This window comes from Bacteroidia bacterium (assembly GCA_023228875.1).
Taxonomy (GTDB): domain Bacteria; phylum Bacteroidota; class Bacteroidia; order NS11-12g; family UBA955; genus JALOAG01.
Genome location: JALOAG010000010.1, coordinates 19,717 through 42,573, shown reverse-complemented (window position 1 = coordinate 42,573; position 22,857 = coordinate 19,717). Strand labels below are relative to the sequence as shown.

General features: G+C 36.9%; 15 protein-coding genes and 1 tRNA gene. 10 read left to right on the top strand and 6 right to left on the bottom strand.

The annotated features are described in order from the left end of the window. Nucleotides 1-27 precede the first annotated feature (27 nt). Nucleotides 28-2,223, bottom strand: coding sequence for a transglycosylase domain-containing protein (locus M0R38_09800; protein MCK9482036.1), 2,196 nt, complete (start codon nucleotides 2,221-2,223; stop codon nucleotides 28-30). A 25-nt stretch (nucleotides 2,224-2,248) separates the two neighbouring features. Continuing rightward, the gene (locus M0R38_09795; GenBank protein ID MCK9482035.1) at nucleotides 2,249-4,717 is read right to left on the bottom strand and encodes a hypothetical protein; all 2,469 of its coding nucleotides are present in this window, start codon (nucleotides 4,715-4,717) and stop codon (nucleotides 2,249-2,251) included. A gap of 235 nt (nucleotides 4,718-4,952) precedes the next feature. Between M0R38_09795 and M0R38_09790 the strand changes: the two genes are divergently transcribed. Genes M0R38_09790 through M0R38_09770 form a run of 5 tightly spaced genes read left to right on the top strand, consistent with a single transcriptional unit; the run spans nucleotide 4,953 to nucleotide 10,983 of the window. Beyond that, nucleotides 4,953-5,852, top strand: a complete 900-nt coding sequence (locus M0R38_09790) for a M23 family metallopeptidase (protein MCK9482034.1) — start codon at nucleotides 4,953-4,955, stop codon at nucleotides 5,850-5,852. Nucleotides 5,853-5,854: 2 nt separating this feature from the next. Beyond that, a complete protein-coding gene (locus M0R38_09785) occupies nucleotides 5,855-6,610 on the top strand; it encodes a hypothetical protein (protein ID MCK9482033.1) in 756 nt (251 codons plus the stop codon). Between the two features lie 10 nt (nucleotides 6,611-6,620). Beyond that, a complete protein-coding gene (locus M0R38_09780) occupies nucleotides 6,621-7,184 on the top strand; it encodes a Maf family protein (protein ID MCK9482032.1) in 564 nt (187 codons plus the stop codon). Between the two features lie 20 nt (nucleotides 7,185-7,204). Next, nucleotides 7,205-10,138, top strand: a complete 2,934-nt coding sequence (locus M0R38_09775; GenBank protein MCK9482031.1) for an insulinase family protein — start codon at nucleotides 7,205-7,207, stop codon at nucleotides 10,136-10,138. A 14-nt stretch (nucleotides 10,139-10,152) separates the two neighbouring features. After that, the gene (locus M0R38_09770; protein ID MCK9482030.1) at nucleotides 10,153-10,983 is read left to right on the top strand and encodes an ATP cone domain-containing protein; all 831 of its coding nucleotides are present in this window, start codon (nucleotides 10,153-10,155) and stop codon (nucleotides 10,981-10,983) included. Nucleotides 10,984-10,997: 14 nt separating this feature from the next. Here M0R38_09770 and M0R38_09765 read toward each other — a convergent pair whose 3' ends face one another. After that, complete coding sequence (locus tag M0R38_09765) at nucleotides 10,998-14,642, bottom strand: gliding motility-associated C-terminal domain-containing protein (GenBank protein MCK9482029.1); 3,645 nt, start codon at nucleotides 14,640-14,642, stop codon at nucleotides 10,998-11,000. Nucleotides 14,643-14,751: 109 nt separating this feature from the next. On the opposite strand from M0R38_09765, the gene M0R38_09760 reads away from it, so the two are divergent. Further along, nucleotides 14,752-15,834 carry a hypothetical protein gene (locus tag M0R38_09760; GenBank protein MCK9482028.1) on the top strand — a complete coding sequence of 361 codons (1,083 nt, stop codon included), beginning with the start codon at nucleotides 14,752-14,754 and terminating at the stop codon, nucleotides 15,832-15,834. Between the two features lie 35 nt (nucleotides 15,835-15,869). Next, nucleotides 15,870-15,943 (top strand) — tRNA-Met (locus M0R38_09755). Between the two features lie 536 nt (nucleotides 15,944-16,479). Here the strand turns inward: M0R38_09755 and M0R38_09750 are convergent. The 3 genes from M0R38_09750 to M0R38_09740 all read right to left on the bottom strand — a co-directional run bounded on the left by M0R38_09750 (nucleotide 16,480) and on the right by M0R38_09740 (nucleotide 20,151). After that, nucleotides 16,480-17,448: a recombinase family protein gene (locus tag M0R38_09750; GenBank protein MCK9482027.1), complete on the bottom strand. Its 969-nt coding sequence runs from the start codon at nucleotides 17,446-17,448 to the stop codon at nucleotides 16,480-16,482. Continuing rightward, nucleotides 17,448-17,624 (bottom strand): hypothetical protein, encoded by a 177-nt coding sequence (locus tag M0R38_09745; GenBank protein ID MCK9482026.1) that lies wholly within the window; start codon nucleotides 17,622-17,624, stop codon nucleotides 17,448-17,450. Before M0R38_09745 ends, M0R38_09750 begins: the two co-directional genes overlap by 1 nt. A gap of 394 nt (nucleotides 17,625-18,018) precedes the next feature. Further along, nucleotides 18,019-20,151, bottom strand: coding sequence for a hypothetical protein (locus tag M0R38_09740; protein ID MCK9482025.1), 2,133 nt, complete (start codon nucleotides 20,149-20,151; stop codon nucleotides 18,019-18,021). A gap of 314 nt (nucleotides 20,152-20,465) precedes the next feature. Here M0R38_09740 and M0R38_09735 point away from each other — a divergent pair, with 314 nt between their 5' ends. The 3 genes from M0R38_09735 to M0R38_09725 are packed head-to-tail and all read left to right on the top strand — an operon-like array spanning nucleotide 20,466 to nucleotide 22,846. Then, nucleotides 20,466-21,662 (top strand): hypothetical protein, encoded by a 1,197-nt coding sequence (locus tag M0R38_09735; GenBank protein MCK9482024.1) that lies wholly within the window; start codon nucleotides 20,466-20,468, stop codon nucleotides 21,660-21,662. Between the two features lie 10 nt (nucleotides 21,663-21,672). Beyond that, a complete protein-coding gene (locus M0R38_09730) occupies nucleotides 21,673-22,191 on the top strand; it encodes an OmpH family outer membrane protein (protein ID MCK9482023.1) in 519 nt (172 codons plus the stop codon). Then, on the top strand, nucleotides 22,181-22,846 hold the full coding sequence (locus M0R38_09725) for a hypothetical protein (GenBank protein MCK9482022.1): 666 nt from the start codon (nucleotides 22,181-22,183) through the stop codon (nucleotides 22,844-22,846). Before M0R38_09730 ends, M0R38_09725 begins: the two co-directional genes overlap by 11 nt. Nucleotides 22,847-22,857: the final 11 nt, after the last annotated feature.

Sequence of the window (22,857 nt, the reverse complement as noted above, 5' to 3'; positions counted from 1 at the left end):
ATTATGAAAATGAATGGGAATAATGTATTAAAAACCTAATTGCAGGGATTGATTCCCATCAGGCTTGTAAGGCGCACATTCCCACATTGGTGGAGTGCTTACCACTTCAGGTACATCAAGCGGGTCAAGTCTAAAATCAAGTTCTTGGTCGGCAAGTACTGACTTAATAAAATTGGCAAAAATGGGCAGTGCCGAATTGGCTCCTTGTCCTAAGTTTGTACTTCTAAACCTGACGGCTCGGCTATCACAACCAACCCAAGTAGCAGTAACCAAATCACGTGTTACACTCATAAACCAACCGTCTGAGTTACTTTGTGTAGTACCGGTTTTACCTCCTATGGTGCCGGCTATTTTATAACGTCCTCTCAATCGGGCACCTGTCCCATAATTTACTGCTCCTTCCAGAAATTTGAAGATAGTATATGCTTTTTCTTCAGTTAATACTTGATTGATTTTGGTGGGTCCAAATTCTGCCAAAATATTGCCATTCTTATCTTCGATTCGGGTTAGAAATGTAGGTTCAATCCAATTGCCTTTATTTGCAAACACACTAAAAGCACTCGCCATTTCCATAACAGAAATATCACAAACCCCGAGACAAATGGAATACACTGCTTGCAGCTTAGAGCTATCAATACCCATTTTACGCACAAAGTCCACAACATTTTGCGGACCTGATTCACCAAGGCTTTTCATCAATTGAGCCGTATAAAGGTTATCTGAATTAGCCAAACCTTGGGGCATATTCATAAAACCGCCTGAACTCCCATCAGAGTTCTTAGGAGACCATGATTGCGAACCATCTATAAAGAATGTAGTTTGTTCTCGCGGAAAATACTCGCATGGGTCTGCCCCAAGATACAAAGCAGAAGCATAGAAAAGCGGCTTAAACGTTGAACCTACTTGTCTTGTTGCAGACTTGTTCACATGATCATACTGAAAATATTTGTGGTTTATTCCACCTACCCAGGATTTGATTTGACCTGTATGCGGATCCATTGCAATAAAGCCTGTTTGCAGAAATTGCGCATAATATTTTACAGAATCCATCGGACTCATTGTAGTATCAACCTCTCCTTGCCAACTAAACAAAGTCATTTTGGCAGGAGTATTCATCACTTTCCAAATAGCGGCAGTATCATCCTTAAACTCTAATTTGAGCGTCCTATAACGTTCTGTCTTTTTTGCCTCCATTTCGGGGAAACTTTTCAGTTCAGCCCAATTCTCTGCTCGCCAAGGCACTTTATTTCCCCAACTTTTATAAAACTCTGCTTGCAAAGAGGTTAAATGAAAGTTCACGGCTTTTTCTGCATGTGCTTGCATTTTAGAATTGATGGTTGTATATATTTTCAATCCATCTTTATACAAATTAAGCCCTCGTTCATTACACCAAGGAATTAATATGCGCTTCATATATTCTCTAAAATATGGAGCTAATCCTTCATTATGCGAATCCGCCACATAATCCAATTCAATTGGCAAACTCTTTAAACTGTCAAATTCTTCCTTAGGGAAAAATTTATACTTAGCCATTTGAGACAACACAACATTTCTTCTTTTGATTGCATTGTCTGGATTCAATTTTGGACTATAATATGAAATCGCTTTCAGCAACCCCACCAGAACCGCGGCTTCTTCTCGTTTTAAATCTAAAGGTTCTTTATTAAAAAACTCTTTAGCAGCAGATTTAATCCCGTAAGAATGACCTGAGAACTGCACCGTGTTGAGATACATTGTAATAATTTCGTCTTTTGTGTATGCTCGCTCCAATTCAATCGCAATCACCCATTCTTTTAGTTTTTGAATAACCCTTTTAATAGTGCTGCTATAATCAGGGTCATGAAACAGATTTTTTGCAAGCTGCTGTGTGATTGTACTCCCTCCGCCAGAACCTCCTGCCCCTGCTATTGCGCGCGCAAGGCTTCTAAAATCAATGCCTGCATGTTTGTCAAAACGAATATCTTCTGTGGCAATGAGTGCTTGAAACATAAACGGACTGATCTGCGCATAGGAAACATTGGAGCGGTTTTTTATGTAATATTTCCCAAGCAACACCCCGTCCTCAGCATAAATTTCAGATGAAATTTCACTTTTGGGATTTTCTAATTCAACAATATCTGGCATCGCACCCAACAAACCTTTGCTTATACCAATCATAAAAAGGATTCCGAACAGAACGGATGTAACTAAACAAATCCAGATGATTAGAAGAATTTTTTTCAAAATAAAATATTAGTTTTCAGTCGGCTCAAAGATAAGTTTTAAGAAAGTATTCCTGATAATCAGTCCACTTTTTTTCTTTTAACAGCGTAGAGAAATTCTGTTTTGTAATGAACAAGAACTCTTTTCTGTCGGCATTGGCTTTAATTTTCTTTAACAATGCTTCATTAACAACCACATCGTCAATATAATTCCTTACATCTTTTATATGATAAAATCCGGTTACAATGAGCACACGTGTATTAGCCTCAATAAATGAAGTAGTAATTTGCAAACCCATATCAGGACGGAAATCTCTGTTAAAGTCTGAAAATGCAATTTTCACCATATTCATATCCATATTAGGTGCAAGTTTTATGATAAAATGGTATTCGTCATTCTCATTTCCTTTAGCATATTTTGAACTCTTTGGCACATACTGCTTTTTTGTTGAGACTCCTGCAGAATCAATACCTGATAATTTCTCGTATGCGGCAACCCTATCTGCGGCCAAATCTCCCAAAGGTGTACCTGAATAATTTGCTGCAATATTCCCCATGATTGAATAATACTCCTTCATACGATTTTGCTCCGAAAGGATTAAACCATATACATAATCAAATTGACCTTCATAGGCATTACCATTGAATTTCAACTTGGCGGTATCATAAAGCCTAAGTGCTCCCTCAAAGTCTTTTGATTTATATTTTTGATAGAACAACTCATACAAATCATTCACTAAATCTTCAGGTGAACTCCTTTCGTTCGATACCTGCTCAGGATTTTGCAAAATTTGAATAAACTTGCTGTTGGGGTACTCTTGATTTAGCATTGATTTTAAACGATTCACCTGAGGTTCATTTCCTTCAGATTCGTAAATTTTTATGAGCAGATATAAAATGTTCTCTCTATAAGAATTTTTGAGATTTTTGGATAGAAATTGTTCCAACAATGCTTTTGCTTTTTGGACTTCGTTCAATTTATCCCTATAAATTGCACCTGCTTTAAAATAGCTCTCACCCATGCTAAACTCTGCTGCTTCTTGTGCTTGTACATCAAAAGGGACTAACGCAAAATACTTTTCATCTTCTTTGCTAATATCCGATGGCATTTTCATCATCACAGGTTGCATAGAGCCCGAAGAATCTATACTACTACTGTCTTGGTTCTTATCTTTATTTGTAATCGCATCGTTATTATCAGTTTGTGCAATACTTTGAATACGCCAAAAATCGCCTAACTCTCTGTTTCCCCATAAACGTTCAAAGTCGCCCTGACCTTTTAGTTTTAATTGAGGATTATAAAAAGGAAATCGAGAATCAGTGCCTTGTGGCGCTTGGCTGATTTGACCGGGTGTTCCTGCAAAAGGATCTGTTTGATTGTTAAACGGGTTATTATTTCTGTACTCTTCTTCCTCTTTGCGCTTTTGCTCCTCATCCTTAATCTTTTTGAGAGTCTCCTTCCTGAAATTAGCATCACGAGCCAGCCTCAACATACTATCTTGATAAGATATATTGACAAGGTTAGTAATCAAATCAGTCAAGACAAGGTGTCTTGCACTAATGGATTCGAACTCAGTAGATTCAGGGCTTAACACCTGTACAGCACTGTCATAATACTTTTGAGCGAAAGGATAATTTGTGTTTTCAAAATACAATTCAGCAACAAGCAAGAAAACCTTGGATTGCAAGTCTTTATTCTTAGAGTGAGCGAGTGATTGTTTAAAGTTATTTAAAGCTGATTGGCTATTTCCTTGTTTTAAATCAATGACACCTAATTCATAATAAATCTGATCCATCAAATCCAAGTTTTTGTCATCCTTCAACATTCGCGACAATATATTTCGTGCCTTTTGGACATTATGAGTTGGAGCTTGGGAATAGAGCCGCACCATATTGATACGGGCATAAAAGTTAAATTCATAAGGAGAATTGGCTTTGACAACTTTATTAAAATACTTAATCGCCTCTTGGGGTTTATTATTCAGCATCGCAAGCTGTCCTGCAACAAAATTCTTTCTATATTTATAATCACTTCTTTTGAGATCAGGCATTGCTTTTTTGATTCTCTCATAAGCAAGCGGGTATTTGCCTTGCATCACCAGCCCTTCTGTACTCACTAAATACAAATCCTTCATAAATTTCTTTGGAAAAGATTTGTCAGCCATCATAATATCAGACACTGCTACTGCTTCATCATATTTCTCGAGCATGATTAACGTTTTCACTATCCAAATCTCGGATTCATAAGCAATCATGGTCTTTTTGTATGTAGAAGCAACATATTCAAAAGCTTCCAAAGCAGCAAAAAAATCTCCTTTAAAAAAGTCAGATTTACCAATCAACAACCAACTATCATCCACCCATTTACCGGTTTGTCTGCGTGTGATTATGTGGTTGCATTTCTTAATAGCTTCATCCATTTGTGGCGTATTGCCTTTCAAAATATCTTGTGTTGAAAAAGGAAACAGACTCACTACTCCGCCAAAATCATCTTGATGAGCAAGAGCAGCATTCATTTGCGCTTCCTTTACTCTTTCATTCGCATTAAAAAAATAATTATAGTGCGAAACGGTATTAATATATGCTCGTTTGATAAAACTCTGTTTGCGTTGTGCATTCGCGTTAGAAAACGAAAACACTGCTAAAGACAAGACGAAATAAAAAATGAATCTTTTATGAATGAATATTGTTTTCAACTTTTCCTTACATAACTTTGAAACCGCGAAAATATTTCACATCTTTCAACTTTTCATGAAAAACAAGAAAAAGCGTCTAAGTTGGGTTCGGAAGTTACGCAATCGCTATCGTTTGATGTTAATCAACGAGAGTAATTTTCAAGAAAAGGTTACTATCAAACTCACTCCATTAAGTGTATTACTCTTGTTTTTCGGAGGCTTCTTGCTTTTTTTCTTAATAAGTTGGCTGCTCATTTTTGCCATTCCTCCTTTGCGCATGTATATGCCGGGATACGAACACGACAAAGACAGGAAATTTAAAAATGAGATAATAGCAGATGTGAACAAAGTCGAAAAATCTATATCCGTACTTGAAGACAAGAAAGTATTGTTGGACATCTTATTAAGAGGCGACAAGTTAACAAAAACAGATATTGCATTTTTACAAGACCAAATTGACCCAACTAAAGAATTTGAAGAGAGGGAGCAAATAATACGTTCACAATCCGATAGTGGTTCAGCCATTCCATCTCCAACAACAATCTTTATGGAGCCGTCTGAGAACGTATTTACATTCACAAGTGAACAAAGCAACCTCAGCCGGATGTCCGGTCTGTTTTATCCTCCAATCAGCGGAAAAGTTACCTTCCTTTACGAGTCAAGCCAACACCCTGCAATAGACATTGTACCCAACAAGGATGAGACTATTAAAGCAGCATTGGATGGCACGGTTATTTTCTCAGGTTGGACTCCCGAAGACGGCAACGTGATTTGCATTCAACATCCGGACAATTGGATTACTGTTTATAAGCATTGCGCTCAGGTTTTTACAAAAAAAGGAATCAGGGTTAATGCAGGCGAAGTAATTGGTGTGGTTGGCAACACCGGAAGACTAAGCAGCGGACCACATCTTCACTTTGAACTTTGGCATAATGGGGTAACACTTAATCCACTAAATTTCATTCGATTTAACTAAACATGTATAATCTTAACCACACATTCTTCTTTGCACTTCTTGCCTTAGCTTTATATTCCTGTACTTCTGACTCAAGCACAATTCCGGCTTCTACTCCTATTGCTTCAAATAACCCGCTGATAGATGACTTACCTCTTGTTGAAGATACCACAACCCAAGCTAATTCTCCATTGACATACAATCAATTTCCGTTCGGCTGCCCTACATTAGTCAACTTTGTCTTTTCTGACGAATGGCGTATTATTGATCGTTCAGGCACACGCGACATGGGGTTCAGTATATATCACAAAGCATTATTGGACATCAATAAGTGCTTACAACAAATTAACACTCAAGCCCCTATTCAGCATCCTAAAATCAAGAAAGCCGGCTATACCAAATATTTCAACGATGATAATTTAATCTGCAATAACGTAGCCAGCACCGATAGTATCATTGTTACACTTCCCAACATAGGAAAATTCAAGAGTTATTATGCTTTTGGCAGTGTACATAATGAAATGGATTCCACAGCTGCGGTTGAACATTGCACCGAATACGGCAATCTGGTACTCATAGACTCTGTTACTAATAATGCAAAGGTTTATAATCTTTACTTAATGAAACAGCATGAAGACAATATTTCATTGAGACTATTTTATATAGACGCAAACGCAGTAATCAATATAATGGAAGTTACTTGTGACACCAGAACATGCCATGTTACCAAACGATTCAAAGCAACCATTGATAACCAAGGCAATATTTCAACAGAGTAAAAATAGCACCATGAATTTCCCGCAAATTCTCCTTGCCTCAGGTTCACCACGCAGACGTTTTTTGCTCCAAGATGCAGGTTTTGATGTCAGTTTCGCCAATCCGGACGTCAACGAAGATTTCCCGGAATCAACACCGGCTCCTCAAATCCCATTATTATTGGCTCAAAGAAAAAATTTAGCAATTGAATCAGACAAACTGATTGTTGCTGCCGACACTATTGTATGTTTAGAAAACGAAATTTTAAATAAACCATCAAATGCTGATGAAGCATTTCAGATGTTAAGTAAATTATCAGGAAAAGTACATTCAGTGTTCACGGGTGTTTATATTAGACTTGGAACAAAACAACATGGCTTTGTGGAAGAATCAAGAGTATTTTTCAAAGAGCTAAAACCTGATTTCATCAAAAGCTATATCAAAGAATATCACCCGTTTGACAAGGCAGGCTCTTATGGAATTCAAGACATGATGGGATACTTTGGCATTTATAGAATAGAAGGGTGTTATTATAATGTGATGGGATTTCCTTTAGCAAGATTTCATGAAGAATTGAGCAATTTTTTGGTAAAGTAATTACTTTACTTTTGCTCTCTATGAAATTCGTAAAATCAATCCTAGTAATTGCGTCATTGAGCATTATGTTCAGTGCTTCTGCGCAGCAACAATTTGCCCAGTTCAAGCAAGTTAATGATGGTAAATTTTCGTACACCTATATTGAAAATGATCCTGCTAACGCAAGATTCTACACCTTACCCAATGGACTCACAGTAATTCTGGCACAAAACACAGAAAAACCGGTCATCCAAACATTAATAGCAACAAAAGCCGGCAGCAAAAATGACCCTGCGACAAACACGGGTCTCGCGCACTACTTAGAACACCTTCTCTTTAAAGGTACAGACAAGTATGGCACTATAGATTATGCTACAGAAATTATCTATTTAAACAAAATAGATTCATTATACAGTGTTTATAATAAAACTACCAACGACACAGAACGCAAAGCAATTTACCGTGCAATTGACTCAATCTCACAGATTGCAGCAGGTTATGCCATTCCAAATGAATATGATAAATTAATGCAAGTCATAGGCGCGTCCGGCACAAACGCTTTTACAAGTTTTGAACAAACAGTTTATGTAAATCAAATTCCTGCAAATGAAATTGACAGATGGTTAGAGATAGAATCAGAGCGATTCAGAAATCCTGTATTCAGAATATTTCATACAGAACTTGAAGCAGTTTATGAAGAGAAAAACATTTCGCTTGACAATGACCAAAACAAAGTATTTGAAACATTATTTGCCAAACTATTCCAAAATCATACTTATGGAACCCAAACCACTATCGGCACTGTAGAACATCTGAAGAATCCTTCTCTTCAAGCCATTAGAGACTACTATCACACATACTATGTTCCAAATAACATGGCAATTATCATGGTTGGTGATTTAGATTTTGACAAGACCATTCAAGCAATTTCAGACCGTTTTTCTTACATGCAAGCAAAACCCATCCCTGTATTTACATTTAATCCTGAACCTATACACAACTCACCTACTGTTGCTGAAATCACAGGTCCGACAGCAGAAATGGTAGTGTTAGGATATAGATTCCCCGGAGATGGCACCAAAGAAGCTGACTTACTCCGTATGATGGACTTGGTTTTATCTAACTCCGCAGCGGGATTGATTGACTTGAATCTGAACAAAAGTCAAAAAGTATTAGGAGCAGGCAGTTCTCCTGAAATATTGAAAGACTATTCTGTTCACTATTTCTACGCAATGCCTAAAGAAGGACAATCATTAGAAGAAGTAAAAAACTTAATCCTATCTCAAATCCAAGCAGTACAAGACGGAAATTTTGATGAAAACTTGATGAAAGGAATTATTTTTAATCAAGAGGTAGATGACATTAAAAACTTTGAAGACAACCAAGGAACTGCTTATACCCTGCTTGATGCGTTTATAAAAAATCTTCAATGGAATGAAGTATTAAACATCAATTACAGAATGAGCAAAATCACCAAACAAGAATTGATGGACTTTGCTAAGAAATACTACACAAACGATTATGTGATAATATATAAAAGACAAGGCACTGCTGAAAATGTTACCAAAATTGAGAAACCTCAAATTACAAAAATCCCTGTTAATAGAGACAAAACTTCCAATTTTGTTCAACAAATTGCAAGCAAATCAACCAGTCCAATTGAGCCTAAATTTCCTGATTTCAACAAAGATATGCAGCAAGGAAATCTTGGCATTGCTTCATATTTCTATATTCCAAACAAGCGTAACGAACTCTTCACGTTGTATTACGTTATTGATGCAGGAACATACAGCAACAAAGAGCTCTCATTGGCTTTGGACTACTTAGAATACATGGGTACAGACAAATATACTCCTGAAGAAATTAGCGAAAAATTTTATTCATTAGGTTGTTCTTATGGAGTGAGTGCAAGCAATAGACAATCCTATGTTTACTTATCAGGATTACAGCAAAATTTTGAACAAGCGTTGGCACTGTTTGAACATCTCTTAACCAATATGAAAGCTGATGAAATTGCATTGGCAGATTTGAAAGGACGACTTTTAAAATCAAGAGAGAATAGTAAATCAAACAAAAATGCGATTAGAACAGCATTGAACTACTACGCCCTTTATGGCGCAGACAATCCACAGCGTTTTGTACTCAAAAATAAAGAAATCAATAAAATAAAATCAAAAACACTGATTAAATCTATCAAGGGATTATTGCAAACCAAACATGACATAGTTTATTACGGACCCGGTGCATCTGTTGATGTGCTAAACATTATCAGCAAGTATCATCATTTACCGAAGAAGTTTGCCAAGTCTCCTAAAATGAAGGAGTTTACTCCACTGCAACAAGTTGAACCAACAGTATATTTTTCCCATTACAACATGGTTCAAGCTGAAATCACTTGGCAAAAGCCCACACATCCATTCAATCAAGCATTATTACCTCAAATCGCAATGTTTAACGAATACTTTGGTGGCGGTATGAGTTCTATTGTTTTTCAAGAAATTAGAGAATCTCAGGCATTGGCATATTCAACTTATGCATATTATGCACAACCAATGTTACCTAAAGAAATCGGGAGGATGTTTGCCTATGTCGGCACGCAAAGCGACAAAATGCCCGCTGCCATTCACAGCATGAACGAATTGATACACAACATGCCTCAAAATCAGAGTTCATTTGATCAAGCAAAAAACTCTTTAGACAATAATATCAGAACTTCTCGCACCACCAAAACAGGAATTTACTTTGCTTGGCGAACCGTTCAACTATTAAATCTGCCTAAGACAACCAACGAACTGCTGTTTGATAAAATCAATACAGTTACAATGGCTGATGTCGTGAATTTTCAAGAATCCTATGTAAAACAAGGAAATTACACTCTGTCTATCTTGGCAGATGAGAGCAAGGTTACACAAGAAGAACTAAAGAAATACGGCAAAGTTATCACACTGAGTCTTGATGAATTGTTTGGTTATTAATCAACACATTCATAATGAAAGTCAGGAAATACTCCGGTGAGCTAACCGAATTCGATATAGAAAGGCTTCGAAATTCGCTGACAAAGTCCGGTGCTGCAGATGAAGATGTAGATATTGTGTTGCAACGCATCAAACCTAAAATTTATGATGGTATGCACAGTAAAGAAATCTACAAACTCAGTTTCAAGGAATTAAAGAAACTGGCTCATTCCTTTGCTGCACGTTATAGTTTAAAAAGAGCATTGAGAGACTTAGGTCCTACAGGATTCTATTTTGAAAAATGGGTTGCAAAGTTTTTAATTGATTATGGCTATCAAACAGCTCATAATCTAACTCTACAAGGACATGCAGTTTCGCATGAAGCAGACGTAATCGCCTTCCGAGACAACATCTTATATTGGATTGAATGTAAGTTTAGAAATACTATGGAAACAAAAATTCCTGTTACTATTCCCATGTATTTCCTTTCTCGTATCAAAGATATTTCTAACAAGGAGTTTGATTTGTTTGGGCATAAGCAACAGTTCACTAACGGGTGGCTTATTACAAACTCCTATTTCACCTCTGACTCAATTGCGTTTGGCGAGTATTACCATATCAAACTCTTATCATGGGAATATCCAAACGGCAATAGCATCAAGAATATGGTTGACAAAAGAGCGCTTTACCCTATTACTTGTCTAACTTCAATTAACATGAAAGAGAAAAGATTTTTATTGGAAAATGAAATTATCTTGGTAAAAGACTTAATAGACAACAAGAATATATTTGAGCAAATCGGGTTGGACAATCGCAAAATGAATACAGTTATCAAGGAAATTGAAGGCTTGCTTAGCCGCCAATAAGCATTTTGTGCACTTTATCTTAACAAAGTAAATGTACCTTTGGTATTGAAATACTTGTCTGCATAGTTTGTGTATTCTATAAACACCACATAGACATCTTGCTTGCATGGCACACCATTAAAAGTACCATCCCAAGTCTGTTTTGCATCATCTGTAATGAATAACTTTTCGCCCCAGCGATTGAACACTGTCATCTTAAATGTCTTAGTACCGGAAGCAATCACTCCAAACCCTTCATTCAAACCATTTCCATCGGGAGAAAAAGCATTTGGAATGTACATAATGGGCGGATAGTCAAAACAAATTTCATTAGACCATGATACTTCGCCTCTGCCTCCAAATTCATTGGCTTTAATGCGATAACATTGTGTATAATGGTCGGTACCATTATCATAGTGAACTCTCACAGGAGAAGACTTCCAATCATACTCTTCAAAAGGAGTCTTATTCAGTAACTTTCTATTGACTACATAATCCAACACGCCTTGATGCCAACCCATATATTCAGTAAAATCAAGGTCAACTGTGTACTCCATGATTTTGTCTCCGGTTAATAAAATAGTCCTATGAACGGGTGAATTTATCTGTTCATTACAAAGATTTGAGCCTCTAATTTGAAAATCAAAGGGTGTAATATCTGTATTTACTTTTTTCTCTGTAAATGTGAAGACATTACCTGCTACCTCTCCTATTTTATTAAATGATTGTTCCGGATTCACTCTTCGTTTATAAATCCCAAAAGTTGTGTCATAACGAGGAGCATTGATCAATTCCCAATTTATAATTATTTGATTATCTCCTGCCGGAGGTGGGCTTACAGTAACAACCTTAATATCAATACCAATGCTATCAATAAACACAGGCAGGGTCAATGTATCTCCTAAACATCCAAAATCAGAGCGTTCAAAAACACTGATACGATTAGATTGCAGTCCATTCCAATCCACCACAGTTTTAGGAGTAAGAGCAGTGTCTTTTCTGACACCACCTTCTACGTTCCAATAAAAAGTCGAATTAGGGAAGCCGGTTACACTATATTGTCTGTTAAGAAAATTTGGGAAACACAAAATACTATCTCCAATGATTGGTGTAGTAACAGGTTTAGGATGAATGGTCAAAACACTGTCAATCAAAGGTCCTGCGCATCCAAATTCACTAATTTCTTTTACTCGAATAACAAAACTTCCATACACATTAGTTGGAAGAATAATGGTCTTGCTGCCTTGCCCTTCTAATACAGTATCACCATTTACTTCCCAATGATAGGTGGAATTCTTATATCCATTCAATGTAAAACTAAGCGGTACTTCATATTGGCAAACCGCAAACTTGCCCTCAATAAAATCCACACTAGGTATTGGATTAATTTGCACATCTATATCTACCTTATTGCTGATACATTGTTTGCTGTTCAAGGTGTCATAAGCGGTTTGGTAATATTTAATTTTTCCCATACCGGCTGTTCCCCAAATAACATCGAGTGAATAGTCCTGTGGATTGATATTGTCAATCGTTCCACCGGTTACATCCCAGTAATAAACAGTATGATGCACCAATGGATTGGGGATATACCTTTCTTTGGTAAATTCACACACAGAAAAATCACCCAAAGGTTCATGAATCTCTAAATCATAGGTAACTTTTATATTGTGGTAGATTGTGTCTCCGACACATCCAAATGCCATGGTCTCCACCACTTTTAACACTACCACTGCCGGTTCTCCAAAAGCTAAAGTAACAGTATCTGTACCTTGTCCTTTTTGAATGGTTGCACCATCAATAAACCATTGATAGGTAGAACCGGGATACCCTTTTACATAAAACTGAATATTGCCATTATTAGGACATACGGTAGGAGGTCCAATAATACTATCCACCAAAGGTTTCAATGCATAAACAGTTTTAACAACGGTATCGCTCGGACAACCAAACATACTTGTATAAAACAATTTTACATCATAAGCACCTGCATCAGTGGGAATAAACTCAAAAGGGTCTGAAGAAACCTGATTATTACCTTGCGGGTCAATCCACGTCCAATTAAAGGCATTGAGGAGTGTAGCAGGAGAAGGTTTAAAATATAGGCTATGTCCTACACATACTGAATCTGCCGGCACTAGCGGGGAAATAGAAATATAAGTTAAAATACCGGGCAAAGGCGGTTTTGGAGCATACTTAACCGTATAGGACTTTGTTTTATCTACACAACCATTTTTTGAAATTTCTTTCGCATATACCGTTCCCGAAGGTTTATCAAAATCCCAGTCAACAGTAATCTGCTTTGTACCTTGACCGGAAGTAATAGTACCATTTTCAACCGTCCATTCCACCGTACTTCCCGCACCAATATTCAGTGCCTGATACTTACTGCCTTTGACACCCGGACACACGGGATTATCGCCTCCAATTAACAATTTACTTGTAAAAGGCTTGACATAGATATAATACGTTTCGTTGATAAACTTTGGAGGACATCCATCATCTAAAGCCTCTATTACGAATGAATAAGGAGCCGCTCTTCCTTGCTCACAGGTGGTTTGCCAACAAAATGTAGAGGTTACTGATTTGTATCCTATTTTGGTTGGGAAGGTCGCTGTGGTGCCAACCCATGCCCCCTCTCCTGTAAACATTTCTCCATACGCACTTAACCTCACATTCTGAGCATCTTGATCTACAGCATTAATATCAAAACAAAGTTTTTCGCCTGCTTCCACTTCTCGAGTAAAAATTCTTGACGATGCTGAAAGACTGGGTTTAATATTAGGAGGACAATTGATGACAAGTAATTGTATATCTAAACGTGTCTTTCCTATTAAAATACCATTTCTGTATTCCTCTACATCAACTGCTAGTGCAAATCGACCTAAGTCTTTAGCCATTACAGTCATGGTGCCGGTAGAGGCATTAATTTCGGAATATCCATTTGCGCCAAATGGTTTACTCTCATCAAATCCTGCATTATACACGATGTATTTTGGACCACTATAATTAGATTCGCAACCCGGAATAGCATCATCTGGACCTCCGCCACTCCAAGGTCTCACAAAACGAAATACCAACGAATCACCATCCGGATCAATTGCATAGTTTCTTATTTGGGTAGTGTCATTGATACAGATATAGGGAACCGGTACTTCAGTGTAGTAGGGCGAACTGTTAACAATAGAAGTGGCAGGAATCTTTGTAAGATAAGTTTGTCCTTGTGTAGGCTGATACACTCCTTGAACATATCCATTTGGCAAATTATTCTGAGTATTGCGGCAACAGCGCTCCCATTTGAGTGAATAACCAAAATTCGTCTGTGGCAAGCTGATAACTTTTTCATACACACATACTTCTATACAAGCTTGTGCAGACTGGGCACACTTGGTCATACCCACAGGATCTACTTTTCTTGGCTTGCCTCTAACAATGGTAAGACGTGAATAAAAGCTACCGTTCCCGTTATAAATACAAACATCCATTGTTTCATCAAAGTCAACACTACTGTTACAATCTCTGTAAACAACAAAATAAACTCTGTAATTATACATGGAGCTATTGCCCACTCTGCCTATATATTCATACCCTGCATACCCGCCCACCAAATGGGTAGAGAATGCGCTGTTAGAAAAACAGAATACAAAAAGCAGTAATACCAATAAATGCTTAACCTTCATAATTTCACAGAGGTTATGCAAATTACGTTCATTTTTTACTTTTATAATCTATTTTTTCTGACTATTTGACAAACGTTATATTTGCAACCTCAATAAAAATCACATTTCATTGCTTGTTATACATTCAGATTGTCTGCATTTTAGAGGTGACATTCCATGCAAACCCCACAAAGAACATGAGGTACATTGCGATGGATGCCCTTACTACGCTCCAATCAGTAAACGAATTCTAATCATCAAATTAGGTGCGATTGGTGATGTCATTAGAACCACTCCATTAGTAAGCCGATATAAGTCCATTTACCCAAATTGTAAAATTACTTGGCTAACCCTTACACCTGCCATTTTACCAAAGAGCGAAATTCACGAAATACTTACTTTAAGCACAGACTCTATTGTTTACCTACAAAATGCAAGTTTTGATATTGCCATCAATCTTGATAAGGAAAAAGAAGCTTGTGCTCTTTTGAAGCAAGTTGAAGCAAAAGAAAAATATGGATTCACGCTGATTGACAACAATCCTGCACCTATTAACAAACTTGCACAACATAAGTTTGAAACAGGAGTTTTTGATGATATCAGCAAGAAAAACGCCTTATCCTACTGCGAAGAAATATTCAACATCTGCGGGCTTGAATATCAAAGAGAAGAATATCTATTGGATACACATGATGATAAAGGTTATGACTGGTCTGCGATTGATAAAAGCAAAAAAGTTGTTGGTTTAAATACCGGCTGTGGCGGAAGATGGACTACAAGACTGTGGACTATAGATAACTTTACAACCTTAGCTACACAATTGCTCAAGCAAGGATACGAAGTCATTTTATTAGGCGGAGAGCAGGAGCATCAACGCAATCTCGAAATCAGTTTGTGTTCCGGAGCAAAATACTTAGGATACTTTGAACTCAACCAATTTATCAATTTGATAGCTCAATGCGACTTAGTGGTTACTCAAGTTACCATGGGAATGCACCTTACATTAGGGTTAAAAAAGAAAATTGTTTTGATGAATAACATTTTTAATCCGCACGAATTTGACCTCTTTGATAGAGGAATCATTGTAGAGCCTGACAAAGAATGTGTGTGCTTTTATCTAGGCACGTGTAAACTTGGGCAGAGTTGTATGCACGATTTGCCGGCAGAGAAAATACAAGCAGCAGTAAATAAATTATTGCCTTTTGCCAAATAAAAAATAATGCTATTTTTGCGCCTCGTTTGAACCAAGGCGTGGTAGCTCAGCTGGCTAGAGCGCAGCACTCATAATGCTGAGGTCGGGAGTTCGAGTCTCCCCCACGCTACTGAACAGGACAGGTCGTCAAAATTGACGACCTGTTTTGTTTTATCGGATTGTAAATCATTGGTAATCAACAATAAATCGGCAATAGCAGAACTGCCGTCCGTAGTTCGACATTGATTTTTCTCAAATATCAGTTTTTTCGGGAAAATCGAACTAAGGAACATTCTTTTTCCCTCCAAATCCAAGTCCTGCCACAGTTTGCAGAGGTTTGACATGACTCCGAAAGCAAGCTCCATTTGCGAAAGCGTATCGGTGTTTGTTATCTCAAAATCCGACTTCTGAACTTCCAGTAATGCCAGTTCTTCTTTGTAAGTGTCTTTTAGTCGCTGATAGGAGTCCATTTCTATTTTTCCCTCTACCAACAACATATCTGTCTTTAAAAGGGAGGCTTTTACCTGCTCTATACGGCTGTTGATTTTGCTTATACCACTCCTGCGGGAAGTCTTGTCTATACCGATGATACGCTCTACGGATTTAAGATAGGTTTCTATGTATTCGGGTTTAATCGAAATCTCTTCAAGCCATTCCTCAAAACGCTTATTGACAAGCGGTGCTGAAACCCTGTGCTTGCAACCCTGTCTGCAATGGTAGTAAAAAAAATCGGTTGCCTATGCCGCTTCTTGATGCGCTTCCTGTAAGGTTGCCCCCGCAATCAGGACACACAAGAGAACCCCGTAGCAGCAGTTCTTCTCTTTCCGTCTTCGGCTTGGACTGAATGGCTTTAACCTTACTCGAAAGAACCTGCGCTTTCTGAAATAAAGCCTCGCTTACAATCGCCTGATGTACTCCCTCTACTATCTGTTCAGGTTCTTCCTTATGGGCGGGAACTACAATCTTACCTGTATAAAGAAGGTTGTCAAACACCGTGGCAAACCCGCTCCTTGAAAGGGTCATGCCTTTGTGAGCAAGTTTCTTACGGATTTGCTCTTTTGCATATAAGCCTGTGCAGAACAGTTCAAAGGCTTCTTTGACTAATTCGGCTTTATGTCCGTTAGGCACTAACAGGGGCTTGTTTGTTTCATCACGGGAATATTTATATCCGAAAGGTGCGGTATTGCAATACCTGCCTTCTTTTAACGCCCTCCTTATTCCGTTGGCGGTATTAATGCATCTGCGGTCATTTTCTATTTCGGGAGTAGCAAGATAAATCATTTGCAACAGCTTGTTTTCGGGTATGTTCATATCCAAAGGCTGCTCTACGGCTTCGCATACAACACCTAAATTCCCCAACTTCTGTATGGTCATCAGGGCTTCTATGGAATTGCGGCTGAACCTGTCCCATTTCAGAAAAACAAGTTTGTTTATTTTGCCTTTGTTCTGTTTCAGGAAGGAAAGCAGGTTGTTAAATGTGGGTCTGTTGAAGGTTTTGGCGGAATAGTCCTCTGAAAACCTGTGCATGATTTTGTAGCCTTTCAGATTACAATAAGTGTCGAGCTTGTCTTGTTGGTCGCGTAAGCTGTATCCCTGTTGCGCCTGCTCATCGGTGGATACTCTTACATAAGTGATTACGTTTGTCTTTCGTCTTTCTTTTTATTTGCTGTTGTTCTTTTCTTGTTTTCCCAAGCCCTGCAAGTGAGTATAGCAAGTTGGTAAAAGAACTCGTCAGGGTTTATACTTTCCTGTTTACTTTCCGGTTTTTCGCTTTTGTTGCTGTCGGGCTTGTGCGTTTTCTGCTGTTTCAAAGATAAGAAAAATTAGTTTACAGACAAATAAAAATGCCGCTTTTCTGCAAAGCGTCCGCACAAAGGTTATGGGAAGAGGCTTGTACCCTGAAAGGTTTTGAAAGAATCTGAAAGGTTTTGAAAGAACGTGAAAGGAGATGAAAGAAAATGAAAGGAATTATATAAAATGTAGTGTAATGAAAGATTTTGAAAGGAAATGAAAGGTTTTGAAACCCCAAATAAATTATCAAGCTGCTATTTTATGCTCGGTGATTCTATTTGGTAACGATGCAAAAGAAAAAATAATTCCATTGATTCAAGACTTATTTAAAAATCAAGGAAAATAAAATATCTTTTCAAGGGCATTAGTTTTAAGTTGTTTGCGACAAGAGAATTAGTTGTTTCGCATTCTTCATCACCAAAACACATTAATTCTCACTCTTCCGCTAACCACATTTTTCTTTTCAAAGCCCCACAGTTTATCAATGTAATCGTAGCCACCCACGAGAGAAAAAGACAGTTTTTTTGAAGGTTTATACATCAGCATGATTTTTCCGCCATTTTTCTCTGCTTCGTTTTTAAACCAGGTTAAATGCGACTCAACGCCTGCGGTAAACCTTGGATTTATGTTTTGAGACACGGTAAGCGAAACTAAATTAGCGTTTAGCGTATCAATGCCGGGATTGGTTGTATTTGATTGCCATACGAACATTGTTTGAAGTCCTTTTGCAAATGTTGCACTTGAGTTTAATATCACTGAACGCATACCCGTTTTTCCTAAATTATCAAGAGACATAACAGATTGAGAAAAAGAAGTTGATGTTACCAAAAATACTTTCTTGATTTTTTTTGAATAGGTAAGAGTAAGGTTGGTAATTGAAAATTGATTAAATGACCTCAACAAAGAATCAGGATGATTGTTGCCGTGCTGATAAGGAGAGTGATAAACCGAAATATTAGGATATTTTTTATTCAAATTAGTCTGTAACATGATTCCATATCCACTCATCTTGTTTGTAGAGCTGTTCTCGTTAGCCAGGTTGTCACTGTTCATTTTATAGAAAATTTGGGAGGTAATCTTGTTTTTCAGAAAATTCCCTTTCAAAGAAAAATCCCTTTCAAAAAAGCCCACCCTCATAAAAGGATTTCCCACTGATTTAAACCCGGGGTTTACTCTTTGAACTTTTCCTTGAATCTCCAGGTTTTCCAGCAGTTTGTATTTACCCTCCACCCAAAATGCCGTATTGAGATTACTTAGCTTATATGCAGGTTCAATCCTGTTAAATGTGTCCGTGGAATTACCGCTAAAGGTTTCCTCAATTGCTGAATTTTGTGCGCTGAAATTACTTTGAGCTATTTCTCCACTAAGTGTAATTTTATATTTGTAAAAAATACCTTTCGCACCTGCGGAATTAACCGAATTATTTATTCTCTGCCTGTCATTAATGCCCAAGGGGCCATCAAAATAAGAACGTGAATAATAGAAATGACTTTTATCTTTATTGCCTATTCCTGCTGTAACAGCATAAAAATTCCTGTCAAAATCGGGTCTTTCGGTAGAGAAAAACCTGAAATCATTTGCAGCAGCTTTTCCGGCAGACACATTAATGAAAAACCTGTCTGAACTCCATGCAATATCAGCTCCCCTGACAGGTGTTCCGACTACCGTAAAATCCGAATGTGCAGGATAAACAACACCGACATTAAACTTGTCAAAACCACTCGCAAACCCTAAAATCTTCCTGAATTTTGAATCATAAGCACCCGAAATTGATTTGAGATTACTTTTTTTGCTTAACTCATCTTGGTTCAGATTGACAAAGCTAGAGTCTGCCCGCCTCAAAGCATCAATTTCCTCTTTCTTTTTTTTAATTGCCTGTATTTTTTCTTCTATCTTATCTCTGTCACTTTCCAATTTAGCTTTTTGCGCCTTCAGCTTCTCATATCTTTGCCTGATTGAATCCGAATGGTTTTTTGTATTTAAACTGTCTTTTCTGTTTGCCAATTCAGCGTTCAGGGAATCTGTCGGTAAATTAATATTGGGGTCAAAGCCTCTATTTTGCTGTGCTTCAAGGTCTTCCAATTCTTTTTCTAATTTAGCAAGCTGGTCGGTAATTTTATCTAGCTTTTCCTTTATTTCCGCCTCTTGTTTCTCTTTCAGGTTAAAGTCACGCTCTCTCATCCTGTCAATTTTTTTTCGCTCATTTATTTCTTTCATCAAACCGTCCAGCAATTGTCTTCTGAAAGTTGCCGCATCAAAATTCAAGCTGAAAGAGTTTGAATTGTAAAGGGAGTTGCTTTCAGTTGTGAAGTAAATATCTGTAGTAAATGGCAACCCCAATATGGTAAGCCTCGGACTCATCCAGACACGGGTGTACAGCAACTCATTCATAGCCAGCGGGTTTTGGGCATTCGCTCCAAAAGTTTCAATTGTGAGGTTTCCGCTGAGTAAAAATGATTTATTAAAGTTGTTTGAATACTTGGTTTTTGGATTTTTAAAATCGAAATTCAAATTTCTTTTATCGGCTTTACCGATACTTTTGTCCATTTTTTCTATTGTGTCAATTTTTAAATTTGACGAGTCTGAATTTAATTTCAAAATGCTGTCATTTGAAGTATAGCGCATCGTATCGACTTGTGCATTTGCACAAAATGTGCATAAAACAAGAGAGCAGAGTAAAATTATTTTATATTGAATTAACATTATTTTCTCATTACGAATAACCGGGGGCAATTAGGCACTTGCAAATATGAAATAAATATTTGTGATTTGTAGACGAAAAGCGAAATTACATCGAAATACAACAAAGGGACTCAAATTTTCAAACGCAAAAAACATAAAACACAATAAATAATTGCATTATGATGTCAATAAAATCAATATACAGACGACATTATTGTCTATTTTTAGCAACACTGCTTTTTGCCCTGTTTTTTTCCATGAACTCAACGGCACAAATCCAGGTAAATTTACGTCCAATCAATCCTTTTCACTTTACTCCTGAACATAGCTGGGAGATGGATGTGATAAGCATGAAAGAAAAAAGTTTCAGAGTTAAAGTATTTGCCCAAATTTCAACCAAAAACCATCAACTGATTGCAGATTTAGAGAGTGATGCCTTGTTGATAAACAAGGGGATGAATAGTTTTAACTCACTGACTACCCAAACTCAAAGGATAAACTATAGTTTGGCGGATTATGGAAATCTGGTCAGTGCCATAGGTAAATTCCCTGCGGGCGAATACATTGTCTGCTTAAAGTTTCAATGTTTAACACCCGATTGTGACGGAGCAGGGTCGGATGCAATATTTTTAGAACCCAACCTGTGCAGGGATGTTAAAGTTGAACTGCCCACCCCTTTGCTGTTGGCATCACCCTTTGATAAGTCTGAAATTGAAGAAAAAAGACCCATGTTTACATGGATTCCTCCAATGCCCATAGGAGGCATGTTGGAACTTAGATACGTATATACTCTAACCGAAAAGAGAGAAGGGCAAAGTAATATAGACGCAATCAGGAGAAACAGACCCATTGTTCAAGACCGCTATGTTGAAAGACCAACCCTGTTCTATCCTCTCGATATTGAAGAACTGGAATACGAAAAAGACTACGTCTGGCAAGTGGAGGCGTGGTACGGAAACATATACATTGCAACTTCTGAAGTATGGGAACTTAAACTTAAAGAGGAAAAAGAAGTGCCAAAATCCTTTAAATATATTGCTTTTCAAGACAAACCGACAGGAGGAGCATTAAAAACGAACTTTGAGGACACATTGTTTTTCATATATATGGAGACGGGAAAAGACATAAACGAAGTATTATTTGTTTACGATAAAAACAGGAATATTATTCCTGTGATTGCTTACAACATTAATCCGGATTCTACTTTGAATAGTGATAGCGAAAGTTCAGACAACACAATTAATTCAGACTCAAGCAAAAAAAACAAATATTACATACTTTTATCAAAAGCGTACTTTTCAGTACCCGGAGTCTATACAATTGAAATTCAGTTAAATAAAAACAGAAAAAAGTATTTCGTATTTGAAATAAACTAATCGGGATTAAATGAATAATAGAACAATCATATTAACCGCTGTTTTAATTAATTTGATAGCAGTATCTATATTAGCATGGTACGTGATTAAAAATCAAGAAAAAACCGGATTCATAAATCCTCAAAAGGTTTTCGAACAATTTGAATATCGTTCCGAATTAGAGTCTGCTCTAAAAGAAACTTTAATGGTACATTCCAGAAATTTAGATAGTTTGAAAAATCAAATCCAGTATATACTTTCAAAAAATGAAGAGTCTTATTTTGGTCTCAATAACGAAGAAGTAATGCTCAAAAAACAATACTATGCAGAGCAAATCCTTAAATTCGATAACTTAAAAAAAGAACTGCAAGAAGATTTTTCCAATAAAATCAGAATTCAGTCAAATCAATATTTACAAGAGTTTGCAAGAGAAAATGGTTATACATATGTATATTCACTTAATGATGGCTTGCTATTGTATGGAGACGAAATCAAAGATTTAACCGAAAGTGTAATCACCTTTATAAATAAAAAATACAATGGCAGATAAAATCAAAGTCGTAAACATAATTATGTTTTTTACAATCTTTTGCTTGGTTATTTCATGTAATGCTAAGTTAGAAATTAATTCCCAAAAGGATTTAAGAAAAGCAAAAGAAAGGCTGAGAAATGTGATAGCAAATGACATGAACCAAAATAAATCTAATTTTAAATTTGATTTGTATGGAGATAAAGTATTCAAAGAGAAGGTTATTGGTAATATTAGGGTAACGGCAAAGCACCTTACTGCAGAAGAAATGGCAATAAGGTCAGGAATATTAGAATTACCAATTGCGGAAAGAGCCCTTGTTTTATCAGAATATGAAGAGTTGAAATATTTCGAATTAAAGTTTGAGACGGTAGAAGGTAAAAACCCGTGGAATTCTATAGGCAGTAATGAAACAATGATTTCAAATACTGAAAAGATGCGTTATTTTAACTTCAAGTTCAATAACAATATTTTCTTAAAGTCAAAGAAAAGCAAAGTTAATTGTGAGTTATTTCATTTTGAAGGGTACTTTCCACAAATGCCATATTTGAAATTTCTTGTTGGATTTCCTGTGTCAGAAATCAATAACCAATCAAATATTTCCGAAGAGTGTATCATAGAGATTAATGATGAGCTTTTTGGAATAGGAAGAATAAACATGAGTTTTCACATATAATTAAACTAAAA

Bases quoted from the DNA above. Each gene is read 5' to 3' on its own strand.
- M0R38_09725 (MCK9482022.1), top strand. From the start codon at position 22,181: ATGGCAGATAAAATCAAAGTCGTAAACATAATTATGTTTTTTACAATC.
- M0R38_09775 (MCK9482031.1), top strand. From the start codon at position 7,205: ATGAAATTCGTAAAATCAATCCTAGTAATTGCGTCATTGAGCATTATG.
- M0R38_09765 (MCK9482029.1), bottom strand. From the start codon at position 14,642: ATGAAGGTTAAGCATTTATTGGTATTACTGCTTTTTGTATTCTGTTTT.
- M0R38_09795 (MCK9482035.1), bottom strand. From the start codon at position 4,717: ATGAATGCTGCTCTTGCTCATCAAGATGATTTTGGCGGAGTAGTGAGT.
- M0R38_09790 (MCK9482034.1), top strand. From the start codon at position 4,953: ATGAAAAACAAGAAAAAGCGTCTAAGTTGGGTTCGGAAGTTACGCAAT.
- M0R38_09735 (MCK9482024.1), top strand. From the start codon at position 20,466: ATGATGTCAATAAAATCAATATACAGACGACATTATTGTCTATTTTTA.
- M0R38_09785 (MCK9482033.1), top strand. From the start codon at position 5,855: ATGTATAATCTTAACCACACATTCTTCTTTGCACTTCTTGCCTTAGCT.
- M0R38_09780 (MCK9482032.1), top strand. From the start codon at position 6,621: ATGAATTTCCCGCAAATTCTCCTTGCCTCAGGTTCACCACGCAGACGT.
- M0R38_09730 (MCK9482023.1), top strand. From the start codon at position 21,673: ATGAATAATAGAACAATCATATTAACCGCTGTTTTAATTAATTTGATA.
- M0R38_09770 (MCK9482030.1), top strand. From the start codon at position 10,153: ATGAAAGTCAGGAAATACTCCGGTGAGCTAACCGAATTCGATATAGAA.
- M0R38_09740 (MCK9482025.1), bottom strand. From the start codon at position 20,151: ATGGACAAAAGTATCGGTAAAGCCGATAAAAGAAATTTGAATTTCGAT.